Consider the following 16,633-nt stretch of genomic DNA (forward strand, 5'->3'; position numbering starts at 1 on the left):
AGAGATTGTAGAACACTTTTTTTATTTCGGGCATTGTTGAATAAATATTTATTTTTTTAAAAAGTATAAGCTAACCCCATAAAATGGTTGAAATTTACCATTAGCATCTTTTGCGATACAGTCTCGTATGCTTTTTTCTATTTTTTTTGAGTAATTACCTTTTTTTAAACCACATCGCTTTTTTATTTGTTCAATTGCTTTATAAACGCTTTCACGAGATTTTCTTAAATTCTCATCGTTCAAATTAAGTATATTCTCAATATCATTCTTTATATTTTGATCGTCAGAAAAAACAGCACCATTTTTAGTATATTTAATTTTAGATGTTATATTAGAATTAATCAAATCAAAAGAGTTTATATCTAAATTAGCTTTTTTCGTATCGCAAGTAAATACATCATTGTTACCTATGCCATTACAAGCAATAAATAAATTATTAAAGTTTAATTGAAGCTTAGGATTTTTATCTTGGCAAAGGAAATGCTCAATTTTACTCTTAACGATAAACTTATGAGGAAGTCTTTTTTGACAATAGCAGCATATATAACCCTGATCCTTAAGCAATTTATTTCTCAAATCAACTTTTTCTCTTTTACCAAGATTATCATACAAAATCACTCCATTTTTAATTGCCTGTAGTAATGATGGTGGTTGGATAGTTTTAACGATATTAACCATTTAAATCAGATTTTAAAAATTCTAATTCAATGTTTGCTCTAATTAAATCTTCATCATCATTCCCTAAAATAATAGATAATTCATTGTATAAATTCTCACTTTCTTCAACTTTCTCTATCTCTAAATATTCGAAAAGAGAATTTAATTTGTCCTGTATTTCTTTTGGTCGTTCCGTAACATTCATTAAATTATAATTCACTGAAGCAATTGTACGTCCATAATAATTTAATGGTAAATCTGAAACTTTGCCATTTTGAATTAAATTAACCTTAACAAATTCATTGCTAGCATTATTTAATAAGTTAGCAGAATGTGTGGCTAAAAGAATTTGATTATAACTATTATCACTAAAAATATTTCTTAAAAATGGAATTAATTCTGTTTGTCTTTTTGGATGTAAAAAAGCATCTGGCTCATCCATTATTAGAACCGAATTATCTTTAAGAAGATGCTGTTTTAAAGCACTAATAGTTATTAATTGTTGTTCTCCTTCACTCAAGTCATTTATATCAATAGAATTATTTAAATCATCAGTAGAAATGTAAACTGATATTTTTTCCAAAATCCCTACCTCAAACAACAAATTCATTATTTGAAATAGAAGATATGTATCGTTTTTATACTCATAGTCGTTTGACCAATTACCCATATCATAGATAGCATCTAATAAGCCTTTATGATAGTCAATATGAATAAAGGTTTTTTTATCATCAATATCTAATTCTACTTTTCCAGAATACGATGTTTTTAAAACTTCATCAAGGTAAGTTCTTAGAAACCCAGTTAATTTATATAAATCATCATAATCATTATTGGCAAAATCATCCGGTTTTTTGAGATGTAAATTTACACTCCTTACTTTATAAATTTGATTTGATAATGGTAATTGTAAATTATTACTTTTATAATAATTCATTAGAAAGAGAACAGGGTAATGCTTTTCTTTTATATAGATTATCTGTTTTGATAATAAATATGGAATTAATGAAACATCGTTGTCTTTTATGCTATAAAGTTCTTTGGCTTGAATTTTTTCTGTTTCTTGAACAATATTTTTTAGAATTGAAGAATAACCTGCATAATAAAAGACTAGATTATCAGGTAAATATTTGAGCATTTCTTTTCTGTCTTTAATAATAGTACCATTAATAGCCATTGTGAATAGAAGCCCAGATTCACTGCTAGAAGTTAACTCAATATATTCTATAGAAGTTTTTGATTTTAAAGTGGTAGTTGTCGTTTCAATAACAACCTCATTTGTAAAACTATAATCAATTTTGAAATTAAATATTGACTCCCTTGTTTTGCCATCTAAGCAAAACTGTTTTACTTCAGAAAAAATAATAGCTATGGCTTCAAAAACACTTGATTTACCAGAACCATTTATTCCAATAAGTACGTTAATCTCACTATTTAAATCAATAGTAATAGATGGATAAAATTTTTTATATGTTTCTATATATAACTTCTTTATTCTCATAATAAATATTTAATTAAATATTTCATTTTCAAATTCCAAAATAGCTTCTTCTTTGTTCTTAATTGATGAATTATTCAATTGTTTGATTTGTGATTTTATTAATTGTATTTTTTTAGAAATCTCTTTTTGTTTTTCTAATGATGTTAGTGGAAAGACAATTTTCTTTAAATTATTTACCCCTAATTCTGTTTGTTTTGTAGATTGAGCAGATTTTATTCCGTCCACTTGATTTTGACCAAAATGGCTATTAAATAAATATGTGTAAAATAAAGGATCAATTACACTTTTATTAACTCTTAATAAAAGCATATGGCTATCATATAATAAACCTTCATACTTATTTGTTAGACAAGTAGCTCTACCAATAGTTCCTTCCCCAGTTGAATTGATTATTACATCACCATCTTTTGTGAAAAAGTTTTTATCAATACCGTTGTACCAACGTTCGTCAACTGTTTTGGAGTGCTCAATCTCGATGTTATTCCAACGATTACATTTTTGATTTAAAATAAGTCTGGTTGAATTTTCAGAATACTTTGGGCTTTTACCTCTAAAAATACTTTTTACTAAGTTTGGATTTGTTTCAAATGAAGTCATATCGTATAGGGATGATTTTAATTCATTTGAATTAAAAATTTTATCAAGACCCCATTCCGATATTATGGTATATCTAATAAACTGTAAAAAACTATTTGATTTTCTTTCTTCTGCTTTAATGATACCCAACTCTTCAAATAAATACTTTTCAATACTTTCTTCAAGTTCTTTTGCTAAACTCTCTTGTTGCACTGCTAAATTTAATTTAGAATTATATGCTCCAATTATACGATTTTGTTCCTCTAGTGATGGGAGCGGAATATAAATTTCCTTTAATAATTGATCAGGTCTAATGTATTTTCGATTTGTAGTACCAGTAACAAAACCATCTAAATATTCGTAAATTCGATTGCTTTTAAAATATAATTGAACAAAATCAACATTTGCTTTATTGGTGTCAATTTCCGCAAAAGTCATATTAGAAGAACCTAAACCTGATGATAAATTATTGCTTATAACTCCAAAAGCACCATTTTTTGTATCTACTTTGCACCAAAATAAATGATTTGGTTTTGCTTGTTGATACACTCTCATTTTTAGTGTTTTACCTTCAACTTCTCTATTTACAAAAGCTCCTTTTCCATACGATCTAACGCCTAGAATTTTATAGGTTTCATTGTCTTCAATACTAACTTTTTTAATAGTTGCTTTTGATAGAAACTCACCAAAAAGTACTAGAGGAATATTAGGATTAAAAGAATTACTCTTTTTAATAAAATTCTTTACATCCCAACTAGAAATGCTGCTGTATGATACGATTTTAAATAATGAATTAACTCCCATAACTATTTATAAAAAGCTACTGGTTCCCCTAATTCCATTCTAAAAATATTGTCATTAATGATTTCATATTTTACTTCATCAAAGATGCCTTTCCAAAGTTTGTTAGCTTTTCTATAAGCTGTAAATTCTACTTCTAATGGTATTAACTCATTTTCTATTACTGAACCAGTTGTACTAATCCCTGCTTTTTCTACTTCGGCAATTGGTATTTCGTAATCAAAAAGTTGTTTGATTTTGGTTTTTATTTCAATTTCTATGGTTTGGCCTAGTTGTTTTTCTTTGGCTTGAAGTTCTTTTCTATCTTCTTTAGAAAGGGCTTCTTTCCCCTTTAAGGCTAATTTTGATTTAATTACTTGTAGCTCGTTTATATATATATCTTCGATAGCTACTTTGGCTTTCGTTTGGATTAATTTATATTCTTTTACTTCCGCTTCTGTAAATTTCTTAAAGAATAACAAACTTGGTTTTACTGTTGCACCACTTGCAATAAATACATCTTGAGGTATAGAGGTTATAAGTAGAATTTTTGCTTTGCTTTCTACAAAATCTCTAATCTTTTGTAAGTTGGTATTGTTTAAAACGCCTTCGGGTAAAACAATTCCCATCCTGCCACCTGGTTTTAATAAATTTAAACAACGCTCGATGAAAAGTACTTCGGTAAGTGAACTTAATTTCCCTGTTTTGTATAAACTCAATAAAGGTTTATTGATGTTATCATTAATTTGTCGTAATGCCACATCGTATGCTTCGCCATAGCGTTTGCGGTATTTTGCAATTCTTGCTTCGTCGGTGTATTTATCAGCTTCGGTAATTTTTAGAGATTTTTCAACTCTGGAACCAAAAGGGGGATTGGTTAGAATGACATCAAAACGGTTTTCAAATATTCCGTTTACGTTTAATAATCCATCGTTGTGATGTACGCCACCGTGACCATCGCCGTGCATAATCATATTCATTTTGGCAGTTCTACTCATACGAGGATTTGCATCTGTACCAAAAATACAATCGTAGCTCAACACTCGTAAACGACTGTCTGGATTGTTTATGTCTAGTTCTGCATTGAGTTTGGCAAATAAATCGTTTACGGTTTCATCTACTTTTTCTTTGTCGGCTTCTTTCATCTTCTCGAAAGCAGCATCGAAATACATTGCTTTAATTCGCTCTTTTTCTTCGTGAATTTCTTGTTCAATTTTTGCTCTTACAAATTCAAAAGCTTTGATTAAGAAACCGCCACTACCGCAACAAGGATCACATAAAACTTCTCCTTCTTCGGGATCAAGAATATTAACCATAAAATCAACAACTGTTCTTGGTGTGAAAAACTGACCAAGTTCACCTCTGAAAGTTCTTCCTAGAAATTGTTCGAAAGCAATTCCTTTGACATCATCGGAAGTAGTTGATAGGTTATAAATTTGTAATTCCTCAACAATAGCTTCAAAGCTGTTTTCTCTAATACGTATTATTTCAGATGGTTCAAATAAATCATCATCTTTAAAATCCTCTTTGGTTTGCTCAAACAAAAACTGATAAAAATCTTTACCATCTTTCGGTTTATATTTTTCGTAACTTGATTTGGCTTTTTGGAATTCTTCTTTTGAGAAAATTTGAGCTCCAGAATTAGTCCGTTCGTATCGTATTTTGATAAACAAAATTTTGCTAATTTCATCAAAAGCTGCCTCTGGTGATAGCTTATCGTTATTGCGGATAATGTTATGGCATTTGAATAGCAGTTTAGAGAATTCGTCTCTTGTAAATGCTTTTGTCTTTTTTAGATATTCAGTTACTTTTTTCTCATCATTGATGATTTTAGCATCTGGAATATCAACGATTTCTTCTAGTTTTTTTGGTATGTTTCCTTTTACAACCTTAAAAATTCGTGTTTCTTTTAGATTGGTTGTAACAAAGAAATCAGCACCAGCCCATGAAGCATAATTATAACCTTGGAAATAATCTTCTTCACGAACGGTAATGTGTTCCGCTTTACATTCCACAACAATTATTGGGCTTTTACTCTCTGATTTGTCTTTTATATTTCTCCATATAACAATATCAGCCATAGCACGACCTTGACCACGTTGAGAGTTACTCACTTTTACTTCTTGATCCATTTGATCCAAAGTAAAACCTTTGTTTTCCAACAGTCGACATATGTACTCTTGTCTTACTTTTTCTTCTGGTTTAAGAATCAGCCATTTATTTAGTAATGGTGCAAATATTTTGTTATCTTTAATCTGAACGTCTAATTTCATAAGGAACTTGTATTTTTATACAGTATGATAATCTTCAAAAATACTATTTTAATACTATTTTTTGTTGTTTTTGTTTTCTTTTAGTACTTCTTTATTTATCTCAAAATTATAGCAGTTTAAAAACCTACTAACTATCCTTGAAATCTTAAATACTAATTACTTCACTCGCTTATTACATTTGCTTTTGAAAGAAAGAATAATGCTTTTAAATTATTTATTTTCTTCTAAAGTAACACCTTATGATATTTAGGGTATTTACATTGATTTTAAGCCTTTTTATTTAATTATTTAAAGAGAAGCGCACTAGTCTTGTAATTTTAAACAATCACTATATGAATCATTACCCATTTAAAAAACAAGGTAATAAATTTGATTTTCTGTCTCAGGATGAGATGACTACTTTAATGAAAGAGTATTACGAGGATAGGATCTCCATGACTGCCTTAAAAGCAAAATACAAGCTTCCCCAAAGTAATAATTTTGAAGAACAATTTCCTTGGGAAAAAATAGCAGAAATTTGTGGTTTATGTAACTGCCAAATGGTTGTAGTCCCACATCATAGGGATAGAAATTCAAATAAAGCTGTGTGCTCAAACTGTGGTCACATAAACGAAGGACTTTGTACTTGTGGCACTTGTCGTGACATAGAACGTCAAACTTATTTACAGGAAAAAAAAGAAAGAGAAGAACGCATTTCAAATCAGTTGGAACTTGAAGAATCTGTAAAAATCCCTTTTGACAAGCTCACGGCTGAAGAGAAAATAAGTCTAGGAATGTTAGTCCGGAATATGTCTTCAGAAGATTTAACTTATATTGTTCCTTTCTCCAGTAAAGAAAATTGGAAAAATAACAAAGATTTTGTGTTACCGCTTTATAAATCAAAGATTTTAACGGTTCATCCTGAAAGTGATTATAGCTTCATCGGAATTAAAGAAAATAAATTTAAGGAAACCATTCTTTCTTTTGAACTCCATAAAATGAAATGGAATATCAATGTTTTGAAAGAGAATTTATCAAACAATGAATTGTATAATTACTTGGCTAGGGCAGAAGATCAATTAAAATTAAGCTACGAAGAGCTTTTTTTATACTGGAAAAAAATTGCCAAACATGAAGCTCAATTATATCTTGCTTACAATTTTAATCAGGTTCTTAAAATAGAATTTGAAAATGATTTTGCAATAGATAATCTACTGGAGTATTTAACGAATCATTTTTCTATTGGTCAGATTTATAATTTGATTTGGAAGTATACCAATAATACATTGCGTTTCAAAGAGGAACGACAAGTGACAAGAAATCATATTTATAATTATTTGCTGAAGTGTATCAGAAATGAAGCAGAAAAAATCATTGCAAACAGCTATAATTTAGGACATTTTGACAAACCTAAATATATACAGGAAAGTTCTTTTTCGGACTTTTTTTTCAGTTATATTTTAAAGGCAAATGGACAGGGGTATAGAATAACTCCATCGGAAATTTTTGAAATTAATCAGAATAACTCTGATGATATACAAGAATTTGTGCAATTTAAGACAGTTGGTGATTATCTTAATACTTATAAATTTCTCTCTACAAATAAAGAGTCTTTTAAAGACGAAGATGAATAAGATGTGCTGTGGTTGGGGTGGTAATCTTATGATTGGCTAACAAATCGATACAATCACAATAGAATTACCTTGACTTTCAGTTCAGAGGTTTTCTGTAGCTTAAAACCTCTGAACTGAAAATTGAGGATAACGAAGTTATTTTCAAGGTGTTAGATAGAATAATTTTTCGGCTTCTTCTTTGGATAAATCTATAAATATTTTGTTTCCTACTGTGGTTCTTTCAAGTCTAACAGCTTTATTTATTGCTTCTAAACACCTGTGATATTCTTGTATTTTTTCTTCCAATGATCTGTTTTTTAGTTGGCTTTTTTCTAATTCTTCGTTTAATTTGATGAGCATATTATTTCTCGAATCAAATAACCCATCGACATCTCTAAAATATCCCGATATCTCATCATCAGGGATTTTGTTCACAATACTATAAACCGCATCTATCTTCTCTGCAAAATTTTTAAAATAATCTCTTTCAATTGCTCCAAATCTTTTCCTTAAGCTCAGAGAATCGGCTTTAATGAATTCTTTAAGTTCCTCAAAAGACCTCCGTTCGCTTATACTGTTTCTAAATAACTGCTCGTTTAATTCTTGATTTATTCTATCTCTTGGAGTTATTTTATTTCTTTCAAAAAACCAAACTATGTCTTCCAAACAACTTGTTAAAGTGGTATATCTACCTGCTTTTTTTAGTCTATCTAGTCCGTTTTTTGCTTTCTCCCCGATTCTTATATTCATTTGTTTTTTTATTAAAATGGATGCTTTTTGCACGCAAATATGTAGATGTTGAAACTAATAATGTGTTGTTTTTTAATTGATTATGTTTTTAAATGCGTTCATTTATGCCTACTTTTTAAAAAAGTAAAAAACACAAACTATTTAAAATCAGTACTTTATGTTTTGAACTGAGATTCATCTCCGTTCCCTCTTGCTTCTCCCATTCTTTATACTAAATCTTTAATTTCACTGCCATTTACCAAGCATTCATTTAGGTCTTTAAATCCAAGAAAATGCTTTCTACAATCTTTCGCATTTTTAAATTTTTCCATTACCAATGAAGTGTATTTATCTCCTGTCGTGTCATTATCTAAGTACAATTCTATAAAATCATAATCACTCAAAACCGAAATATTCGTCACTAACAATGCCACCGAATTTAAAATCAAATAATCCGATTCCTCCATTATTAAATTTTCCCGAACCTGTATAAAAGATAAATAGTCAAAAAAACCTTCGTAGATTCTTAGCGTTTTTGATTCATTGTAGATTAGTGATATGTCTTTCTTTCCTAAGCAGATTTTTGCATATTTGGATCTGATTTCCCAACCTTGGCTTTTATTTTGAAATCCTAAAGCGAAGTGATTTTTTTCATTTATTGTATAGTGGATTTCTTTGAGCTGTTTAATATTTTTGGAATTATGTATTTGTCTATTTTTTAGATATTGAATTAAAGCGACATGTTGAACCGGTAATATTTTTTTAATATGATTAGTGCTATTTAGTTCCTTAGTTGGTGTTTCAAAAATTTGCTTTTGAAAAGAAAAAAAAGTATCGAATTTTTCTAGGTAACTCAAAGCTTCATTAACACTAAATCCAAACTTTTGAATTACGAAGTCTATAACGTTCCCACCTTTCTGTTCTCCGTGGTCAAACCATCGATTAATTTTTCTATTGAGCTTAAAAGAGGCTGTTTTTTCAATTCTAAAAGGGGATAAATACCAACTTTCATTTTCATTTGATTTTGTGGGTTCACATCCTAAATTTTGAAGTACTTTTTCTATTGAAATTTCTCTTGCTTGAGTCGAATTCATTACAGCGTATTTTGTAGGTTAAAAAAATGCAAAAAAGTGATGAATTGATGACAAAGTGGTCTCAGCCCAATATTGATAGGGGATTACGTCTCCTCATTTTGTCATCACGTCATCATTATTAAAACTCTGTCATCATTTTTTATTCATCATTATAATTTTTGATGACAAAATGATGACAATGTAAAGCCTTACTGTTGTTGGTTTAATCTTGTGTTGTCATCAATTCATCACTAAAATCAGATAAAAAATATCTGGTTATCGAGTAATAACGCCCTTTGGTTAAATTTTGGTAGAAATCTAAATCATTAGTGATGCTTATTTTTTGATATTGATTTGAATTTTTAGCTTGCTCTAATTTCCAATTTTTACGAATAATTTTTTTTATTTCAGCAGCATCATATTTGATCCTAAACTTGTTTAAAATATTCAATAAATCAGAAAAACTGAAATCTAGAATTTCAATATCTAAACTTTCCATTGTATTCAATAAAACATTAGCTATTTCTTTTTCCAATTGGTTCGAATTATGTTTTACTAACTTTAATAAAGCCTTAGTTTTAATTTGTTCTGGAGTAAACCACATTCGGGATTGATTTTCGGTGGATAATTTTCTAGTTGTTAGAAAATGTAGAAATGCAGGAATTTCGTCAGTTAGTTTTTTCAAGAAATTAACATCCTCTTTTTTGTAACGATTCACTTTTATGATCCAAAACCGAATTTCATCAGCATCAATTTTAATAAATGATGTTTCATTATTGGAGCAAAGAATAAATTTCCCAAAAAAGGAAGCTTCTTTTTTGTCTTTTCCTTTGGCTTCTGTTTTATGTGTATTAGTCGTAGAAAGGTATTTTATACGTTCTGTGAGTTCATCAGTCTTAAACAAAACTTCATCAATACAAATCAATAGTTTTGAACTCCAGTCGGAGTTAAAGTTTGAAGTAAAGTCACTATTGGTTAAAAAAGTCAAGTTATATTCATAGATTTCTTTTAACCATTTTAGGAAGGTTGATTTTCCGGTTGATCTTTCTTTGCTAATTAAACATAAAATGGGTAATATTTGGGTTGGTTTTAAATAAAGCAACTGCAAATAGTCAATTCCTAAATCTAGCTGTTCGCCAAAAATATGGGATAAGAAAGTAAGTGTATGGGTAATATCGCCTTCTGAGGGCGATTTACTTATTTGATGATAGGTGTTATAATAGTCCTGGACTCTTTTCTTAAAGTGTTCAGGACGATTTTCAGGAATACATATGAATCCATCAAATCTTTCAATTTCTGAAAGGACATTTTTACCGTGATCTTGTCTTATCAATTCTGCTGACCAAATTACTAAAATCTCGATAAAATCACCTGAAGGTAAAGGATATAAGGATTTCTTAAAATAGGTAGTTCCTATTCTTAAATACATGTTTTTCATTATACAATATGGTTTTATTGTATCTTTGTCAGACACAACATGGTTAGAGTTAAAATAAAGCGTTGCAATTCGGCGGAATTGAACGCTTTTATTTTTTTACAGCATTTGTATAATTGATCGCCTCTTTTTCGATTTGAGAAACCGATTTTGACTTGTTTTGTAGTAACCATTCATCAATCTCTGATTTAGTAAAAAAGAGTGTTCTGTTGTTTGGTTTGGAGTAGGGGAGTATGTTGTTGTGTACTAATTTATAGACATAACTTTTTGAGAATCCCGTGTAGTTTACAACATCATCAACAGTGAAGATTTGTTTGTTTGTCCCAATTATAAGTTTCTCTAATTGGGTTAATTTTTGAATGATAGCATTACTTTCCATAAGTGATTTGTTTTATCGTTATGGTAGCAAATGTCACTAATGCTTATCGCTTTGAGCATGACTTTTATTACAAAGTAACGAAAGTCTATTTTGGAAAACTCATGAAAATGGTATTTAAATTTTTAGCATTATCGGAATTACGTTCTTTATCCTTTCCATTTTTTACCGAACTATATTTATATGGGATATTATCATCAGTTAGAAATGAATCGCTAAATTTATTTAAAGGAATCCTCTGATTTAGATTTAAATTATTTTGAACTAGCTTATGAAAGTAATACAAATCAAATGCTGTTAAATTTATTTGCATTGGTTTTGAAAGAAAATCTGAATAAAAATTGCTTTTCTCAATTTTCTCATCGATAACAGAATATTTTCTTAATTCATTATATAGATAGCTAAGTTGGGAATTATTTAATAAGTGGTTAAAATTTTTAATCGTTGGTTCTTTTGGAGAAATTAAACTGTTCTTGGCTCTTTCTGCAAATCCCATTCTGTGAATTAAATATATTGAGATTGTTAAAAAAAACAATATTGTTATATATGAGATTGCCAAATACAATTCGTTTGAAGACGTCAGTAGTATGCGACCTAAATAGATGCTTAAACAAAAAAATGCTAAAAATGAAGCTGCAATTATTCTATCGTAATTAGAATTCCAAGTGATTTTTTTATTTTGAAAATATTGTATGATTAAGGGATAATAATATCTCAAAATTAAACCTAGTTGTACTAAAATATTAATTAAAATTGATACAACAATAATGTAGCTTATAATTTCCATTCTTTTAATTATTAATGTTAGGGATTAGATTAGCGGCTTCTTTCATCTTAGAATCAATGATTTTAGCATAAATTTCGGTTGTTTTTAATTCTCTATGACCAAGCCTTTTTGAAACGGTGTAGATATCGGCTCCGTTTTCTAAAAGTAAGACAGCATTGGTGTGTCTGGCGCTATGAAATGTGATGTGCTTTGTTAATCCAGCTCTCATACACCATCTTAATATTTCAGCATTAAAATGAGCTCCATATTTCAAGCCTTTAAAAACACGTTCTGAAGGACTTTCTCTTTCTCCGAGTAGTTTTCTTGCTTCTTCTGAAATATATAAATATTCTACACCATCTGTTTTTTCTTGTCTAAAATTTACTCGGCTAATATCTCCTTCGTCTCTTACTTCTTTCCAAACAAGTGTATTTATATCAGACCATCTTAAACCAACTAAACAGGAAAAAATAAAAGCTCGTTTTAGGACATCATATTTACAAGTAGCTTTATTCATAGCTACTAACTCATTGTAAGTTAGATACTCTCTTTGGCTTTCTCCTTGCTCAAATCCTTTTACTTTTTTGACGGGATTCATTGTAAGATAGCCATCTTCAAAAGCGGCTCTTATTGCAGCTTTGAATTTATTATAATAAGAATATTTTGAGTTTTGAGCTAATGGAAGATCGCTTTTAGTTCTAGCGTCTTTGTCCAAATAATTTCGGTATGCTTTTGCGAATTCTTCATTAACTTCATCAAAAGTTATATTTGGATTACAGAATCGTTTAAGATGAAGAAAGGAAGCTGTCCAATTCCCATAATTTTTTGGAGAATCAACACGTTCTTCCGCTTGATTACTATAATATTCTAAAAATAAGGTTTTAGATTTTGTATTGTTTTTGATGTCAAATTTGCCTTGAAAGTATTCGGCTTTTCTGATTGATAATATCTGTTCGCTTAAAGTATCAATTTCTTTATTCTCCTTTTTTTCACTGGCAATTTTCGGATCTTGATGTGGATATAACTTTAGATACTCAAAGTCTCTCAAATGAATACGTTTGCCAGCTGCATTAACAGTTGATCCTTTGTAGTATTCTAGATACAAACTATATCTACCATTTTGCAATTTCTTCTTCTTTAAACTAATTATCATAAGGTGTACATTTTTACACCTTGTTTTTGATAAGGTGTACATGAAGTGTAACAAATGTATAAATTAAAGATAATATAAGAAAGTAAAAACACTTCTAAATCAATGGGAGTCAACTAAGAGAAAGTATAAGAAACTTAAAGAAAGTGTATTTACTTCCCAATACAGAAATTAGCAAATATATTCCCCAACAATTCGTCATTCGTAACTTGTCCTGTAATCAATCCGAATTGGTACAAGGCTTCCCGAATATCTAATGCCATTAAATCACTGGACAGATTGGTTTCTAGTCCAAACTTCACTTTTTGAATTTCTTCTAGGGCTTTCAATAAAGAATCGTAATGTCTTGTATTCGTTACAATCGTTTCGTTGTTGCGAAGCGCTCCAGTGTTGACGAACGAAAGCAATTGATTCTTTAAATCCTCGATGCCTTCTTTGTTTTTGGCTGAAATTTTTAAAAGTTTAAGGTTTAAAGTTTCAAGTTGATTGTTGATACTTACCATTTCATTTTCAGCTAACAAATCAATTTTATTTACAACAACAAGAATTGGCTTTAATGGGTATTTATTTTTTACTTTTTCAATTTCGGTGATATAGTCAAAACCTGAAACTTTGAACTTTAAACCATCAAACAAAAAGATAACGACCTGCGCTTGTTCAATTTTTTCAAACGTCTTTTGGATACCAATGCTTTCTACATAATCTTTGGTCTCGCGGATACCAGCGGTATCAATAAATCGGAAACCTATACCGCCAATCACCAATTCGTCTTCAATCGTATCACGCGTAGTACCCGCAATTTCCGAAACGATAGCGCGTTCTTCGTTGAGTAAAGCATTCAATAAGGTGGATTTCCCCACATTGGGTTCGCCTACAATAGCTACTGGAATTCCGTTTTTGATTACATTGCCCACGGCAAAAGAATCAATCAAACGCTTTAAAACAAACTCAATTCGGTTAATCAACTCGTGAAATTGAGTTCTATCGGCAAACTCGACATCTTCTTCGGCAAAATCCAATTCGAGTTCGATAAGGGAGGCAAAATTCAAGAGCTCTTCACGTAGTTTGGCAATCTCGTTCGAAAAACCACCTCGCATTTGCTGCATGGCAATTTGGTGACTCGCTTCGTTATCTGACGAAATCAAATCAGCAACAGCTTCGGCTTGGGATAAATCCAATTTTCCATTCAAAAAGGCTCTTAGCGTAAATTCACCAGCATCGGCCATTCTACAGCCTTTACGCAACAATAATTGAATAATTTGTTGTTGAATATAAGTAGAACCGTGACAGGAAATCTCAATTGTATTTTCTCCAGTATAAGAATTTGGACCTTTAAAAATCGAAACCAATACCTGATCCAAGGTTTTTTCACCATCAACGATATGTCCCAAATGCAAAGTATGCGTTTTTTGTGTAGTCAAGTCTTTGTTTTTGATGGAACGAAAAACAGAATGACCAATTTGAATGGCATCTTGACCAGAAATACGAATGATGGCAATGGCTCCAGCACCCGAAGCGGTGGCTAAAGCAACTATAGAATCGTTTGGAATCATGTGGAATGTCTATTTGTATGCAAAAGTAAGTAAAAGTATTGGCTTTGCAATTGTTGAGAGCAAGGGGCTGTGCTATTAAGTAAAAGTTGGAGAGTTTAAAGTCAAGTATATTATCTTATAGTTAAAAATATGGTAAACTGATAATTATCAGTCAACATAGAAGAAACATTTCTTAATTTTAAGAACCATTAAAACCAATCCTTTAAACTTTTTAATCATGAAAAGAATTTTATTTCCAACCGATTTCTCAGATGTTGCTACGAATGCTTTTGTGCATGCCTTACATTTGGCCGATGTTGTTGAAGCGGAATTGATTTTATTGCACACGTTTCAGCTTCCAATTATCGACAGTCAGTTTACGCCTGACAATTATTATATGATTTATGAGTCATTACAGTTGGCAGAATTTGATGCGTTCAAAGACGAAATTCCCAAACTGAGAGCTATTGCTGAAAAAGAAAGGATGGAGCATATAAAAATTACCCATCGATTAATGGATGGTGACTTGGTAACTACCATTCGTGAAGCGATCAAGGAAGAAAATATAAACTTTGTAGTCATGGGAACAGCGGGCGCTACAGGCTGGGAAACCTTCTTTGTGGGTACCAATACAGGTTCCGTACTTTCTGCAGTTACTGTTCCTGTGTTGAGCGTTCCGATCAATGCTAAGTATCAAAAAATTAACACCATTGGTTTTACCACCAAGTTTAAAGAAAAAGATAAAAAAGCCCTAGAATTGGTTTGTGCTGTAGCCCAAAAAACAAAAGCCCAAGTGAAATGTTTGTACGTAAAAACAAGCCAATCTAATGTGAAACCTGAAACCATCAAAGAGTGGGAGTCTCATTTTGCTCAGTATCCTGTTCAGTTTACCATTCTTCCCCTTGAAGATGTACAAGGCACGATTCTAGATTTTGTATCACAAAAAAGCATCGATGTTTTGGCGATGGTCACTTACAAGCGTAACTTTTTTGTCGAATTGTTTAGCCCAAGTCTGACCCGAAAATTTTCAGATTATTCCGAAATACCTATTTTAGCGCTTCAAAGTGATACTATTGTAGAGTAGTGTTGTCAGAAAAAAAAATCTAGTAGCTTTCGTTTAAGTAGCAAGAACTGTATAGTGTCATAATCATTTAAAAGAGTTTTTGCTACGCCACGAATTAATCTGTGCTAAGCTATGAAAGCTGTGGCAAAGAAATTTATAGCTTTAAAACACGACATCAAATTTTTACCATTACTTAGATGCTAAGCGTGTGTAACTAGAAGAAAAGATATCGTACAATTTTATAATTTTGCAGCCTATTTTAGGAGCAGAATTTTAATATAAAAACACAATGAAAGCAACAATTTCTTCTAGCACTCAAATTCAAGTAGTGTCCAACTTTACTGAGCTGATACACACTGATTTTAAGGGCGAAAAGAATGCTTTGTGCTGGCACAGAACATTGGAAGGTGATTTTGCAGCAATTGTAGCTCAACTGCAACTGAAAGAAGATATAACAGAAATTTCCCCTGAGGACTTATTAGCGCTTCAGTTATCAGAAGAGGGACAAAAGGCAAGAGAAATTATCTTAAACGATTTACGATTGCTGGCTAATTTTGGGGCTTCTCCCTCTCTAAATTTATTGAAATGCTATGGCCGAGATGATGAATTTGATTTTATCTCTACGGATGTGTATTCGTATCATGTAGATCGTTCACCCATTGCAACAGATACTTTTTTATGTACGTATCACGGAGCGGCTAGTGATATTATTCCAAATGAACAAGCGGAACAAAAAATTCTAATTCCAGAAATAAGAAGCAAACTTGAAGCTTTACACGAAGGGTCATCCAATGAATTTGATGATTTTTTAAAAGATAATTATTTTGACTTGCATTATCAAGCCAAGCCACATGCTGAGCCGACTAATTTAGGTCTTGGTCATCTTTGGCGCCTAGCGGTCGATCATCCTGAACAAAAGGTACTGCCTTGCATTCACAGAGCGCCAAAAGAAAATGATGGAGAATATCGTTTGTTGTTGATTTGTTGATCAAAAGGAGTGTTAAGATTCCAAATTACTGTTTAAAATGTAATTGATTCGTTTCTATTTATGCGAATTCTATTTTCAGTAGTATTCAAAATAGGACAGCTCACGAGTTTTCTGAGCAAGGGGAATAAAGATTGATTTTGAA

Annotated in this window: 14 protein-coding genes; 3 read left to right on the forward strand and 11 right to left on the reverse strand. The window is 30.7% G+C overall.

Translation table 11 applies throughout. The features are described 5' to 3' along the window. Positions 1 to 48: 48 nt before the first annotated feature. Genes BXU11_RS07935 through BXU11_RS07950 form a run of 4 tightly spaced genes read right to left on the reverse strand, consistent with a single transcriptional unit; the run spans position 49 to position 5,787 of the window. Entirely contained in the window at positions 49 to 678 is a 630-nt protein-coding gene (locus BXU11_RS07935; RefSeq protein ID WP_078211837.1) for a hypothetical protein, read from the reverse strand. Beyond that, positions 671 to 2,158 (reverse strand): AAA family ATPase, encoded by a 1,488-nt coding sequence (locus BXU11_RS07940; protein ID WP_078211839.1) that lies wholly within the window; start codon positions 2,156 to 2,158, stop codon positions 671 to 673. Before BXU11_RS07940 ends, BXU11_RS07935 begins: the two co-directional genes overlap by 8 nt. 9 nt (positions 2,159 to 2,167) lie before the next feature. Next, positions 2,168 to 3,538, reverse strand: coding sequence for a restriction endonuclease subunit S (locus BXU11_RS07945; protein WP_078211841.1), 1,371 nt, complete (start codon positions 3,536 to 3,538; stop codon positions 2,168 to 2,170). A 2-nt stretch (positions 3,539 to 3,540) separates the two neighbouring features. Next, positions 3,541 to 5,787: an N-6 DNA methylase gene (locus BXU11_RS07950; RefSeq protein WP_078211842.1), complete on the reverse strand. Its 2,247-nt coding sequence runs from the start codon at positions 5,785 to 5,787 to the stop codon at positions 3,541 to 3,543. Between the two features lie 332 nt (positions 5,788 to 6,119). Here BXU11_RS07950 and BXU11_RS07955 point away from each other — a divergent pair, with 332 nt between their 5' ends. Further along, positions 6,120 to 7,400, forward strand: a complete 1,281-nt coding sequence (locus BXU11_RS07955; RefSeq protein WP_078211844.1) for a hypothetical protein — start codon at positions 6,120 to 6,122, stop codon at positions 7,398 to 7,400. 141 nt (positions 7,401 to 7,541) lie between these two features. Here BXU11_RS07955 and BXU11_RS07960 read toward each other — a convergent pair whose 3' ends face one another. From BXU11_RS07960 to mnmE, 7 genes are all read right to left on the reverse strand, one after another. Beyond that, a complete protein-coding gene (locus BXU11_RS07960; protein WP_078211846.1) occupies positions 7,542 to 8,129 on the reverse strand; it encodes a BfmA/BtgA family mobilization protein in 588 nt (195 codons plus the stop codon). 206 nt (positions 8,130 to 8,335) lie between these two features. Then, positions 8,336 to 9,202 (reverse strand): toprim domain-containing protein, encoded by an 867-nt coding sequence (locus BXU11_RS07965; protein ID WP_078211848.1) that lies wholly within the window; start codon positions 9,200 to 9,202, stop codon positions 8,336 to 8,338. Positions 9,203 to 9,404: 202 nt separating this feature from the next. After that, entirely contained in the window at positions 9,405 to 10,619 is a 1,215-nt protein-coding gene (locus BXU11_RS07970; RefSeq protein ID WP_078211850.1) for a primase-helicase family protein, read from the reverse strand. An 88-nt stretch (positions 10,620 to 10,707) separates the two neighbouring features. Further along, positions 10,708 to 10,995 carry an AlpA family transcriptional regulator gene (locus BXU11_RS07975; RefSeq protein WP_078211852.1) on the reverse strand — a complete coding sequence of 96 codons (288 nt, stop codon included), beginning with the start codon at positions 10,993 to 10,995 and terminating at the stop codon, positions 10,708 to 10,710. Between the two features lie 85 nt (positions 10,996 to 11,080). Continuing rightward, complete coding sequence (locus BXU11_RS07980) at positions 11,081 to 11,779, reverse strand: hypothetical protein (protein ID WP_078211854.1); 699 nt, start codon at positions 11,777 to 11,779, stop codon at positions 11,081 to 11,083. Positions 11,780 to 11,783: 4 nt separating this feature from the next. After that, positions 11,784 to 12,911, reverse strand: coding sequence for a site-specific integrase (locus BXU11_RS07985; protein WP_078211856.1), 1,128 nt, complete (start codon positions 12,909 to 12,911; stop codon positions 11,784 to 11,786). A 149-nt stretch (positions 12,912 to 13,060) separates the two neighbouring features. Continuing rightward, positions 13,061 to 14,461 carry a tRNA uridine-5-carboxymethylaminomethyl(34) synthesis GTPase MnmE gene (gene mnmE / locus BXU11_RS07990; protein ID WP_024981641.1) on the reverse strand — a complete coding sequence of 467 codons (1,401 nt, stop codon included), beginning with the start codon at positions 14,459 to 14,461 and terminating at the stop codon, positions 13,061 to 13,063. A gap of 217 nt (positions 14,462 to 14,678) precedes the next feature. Here mnmE and BXU11_RS07995 point away from each other — a divergent pair, with 217 nt between their 5' ends. Together BXU11_RS07995 and BXU11_RS08000 are read left to right on the forward strand one after the other, a co-directional pair. Next, positions 14,679 to 15,524 (forward strand): universal stress protein, encoded by an 846-nt coding sequence (locus BXU11_RS07995; RefSeq protein WP_078211858.1) that lies wholly within the window; start codon positions 14,679 to 14,681, stop codon positions 15,522 to 15,524. Positions 15,525 to 15,792: 268 nt separating this feature from the next. Further along, positions 15,793 to 16,491, forward strand: coding sequence for a DUF1826 domain-containing protein (locus BXU11_RS08000; protein WP_078211860.1), 699 nt, complete (start codon positions 15,793 to 15,795; stop codon positions 16,489 to 16,491). Positions 16,492 to 16,633 lie beyond the last annotated feature (142 nt).

The organism is Flavobacterium sp. LM5, from assembly GCF_002017945.1.
Taxonomy (GTDB): Bacteria; Bacteroidota; Bacteroidia; order Flavobacteriales; family Flavobacteriaceae; genus Flavobacterium; species Flavobacterium succinicans.

Coding starts and splice junctions, on each gene's coding strand:
- BXU11_RS07995 (WP_078211858.1), top strand. CDS start 14,679: ATGAAAAGAATTTTATTTCCAACCGATTTCTCAGATGTTGCTACGAAT.
- BXU11_RS07950 (WP_078211842.1), bottom strand. CDS start 5,787: ATGAAATTAGACGTTCAGATTAAAGATAACAAAATATTTGCACCATTA.
- BXU11_RS07945 (WP_078211841.1), bottom strand. CDS start 3,538: ATGGGAGTTAATTCATTATTTAAAATCGTATCATACAGCAGCATTTCT.
- BXU11_RS07980 (WP_078211854.1), bottom strand. CDS start 11,779: ATGGAAATTATAAGCTACATTATTGTTGTATCAATTTTAATTAATATT.
- BXU11_RS07935 (WP_078211837.1), bottom strand. CDS start 678: ATGGTTAATATCGTTAAAACTATCCAACCACCATCATTACTACAGGCA.
- BXU11_RS07960 (WP_078211846.1), bottom strand. CDS start 8,129: ATGAATATAAGAATCGGGGAGAAAGCAAAAAACGGACTAGATAGACTA.
- BXU11_RS07940 (WP_078211839.1), bottom strand. CDS start 2,158: ATGAGAATAAAGAAGTTATATATAGAAACATATAAAAAATTTTATCCA.
- BXU11_RS08000 (WP_078211860.1), top strand. CDS start 15,793: ATGAAAGCAACAATTTCTTCTAGCACTCAAATTCAAGTAGTGTCCAAC.
- BXU11_RS07975 (WP_078211852.1), bottom strand. CDS start 10,995: ATGGAAAGTAATGCTATCATTCAAAAATTAACCCAATTAGAGAAACTT.
- BXU11_RS07955 (WP_078211844.1), top strand. CDS start 6,120: ATGAATCATTACCCATTTAAAAAACAAGGTAATAAATTTGATTTTCTG.
- mnmE (WP_024981641.1), bottom strand. CDS start 14,461: ATGATTCCAAACGATTCTATAGTTGCTTTAGCCACCGCTTCGGGTGCT.
- BXU11_RS07965 (WP_078211848.1), bottom strand. CDS start 9,202: ATGAATTCGACTCAAGCAAGAGAAATTTCAATAGAAAAAGTACTTCAA.
- BXU11_RS07985 (WP_078211856.1), bottom strand. CDS start 12,911: ATGATAATTAGTTTAAAGAAGAAGAAATTGCAAAATGGTAGATATAGT.
- BXU11_RS07970 (WP_078211850.1), bottom strand. CDS start 10,619: ATGAAAAACATGTATTTAAGAATAGGAACTACCTATTTTAAGAAATCC.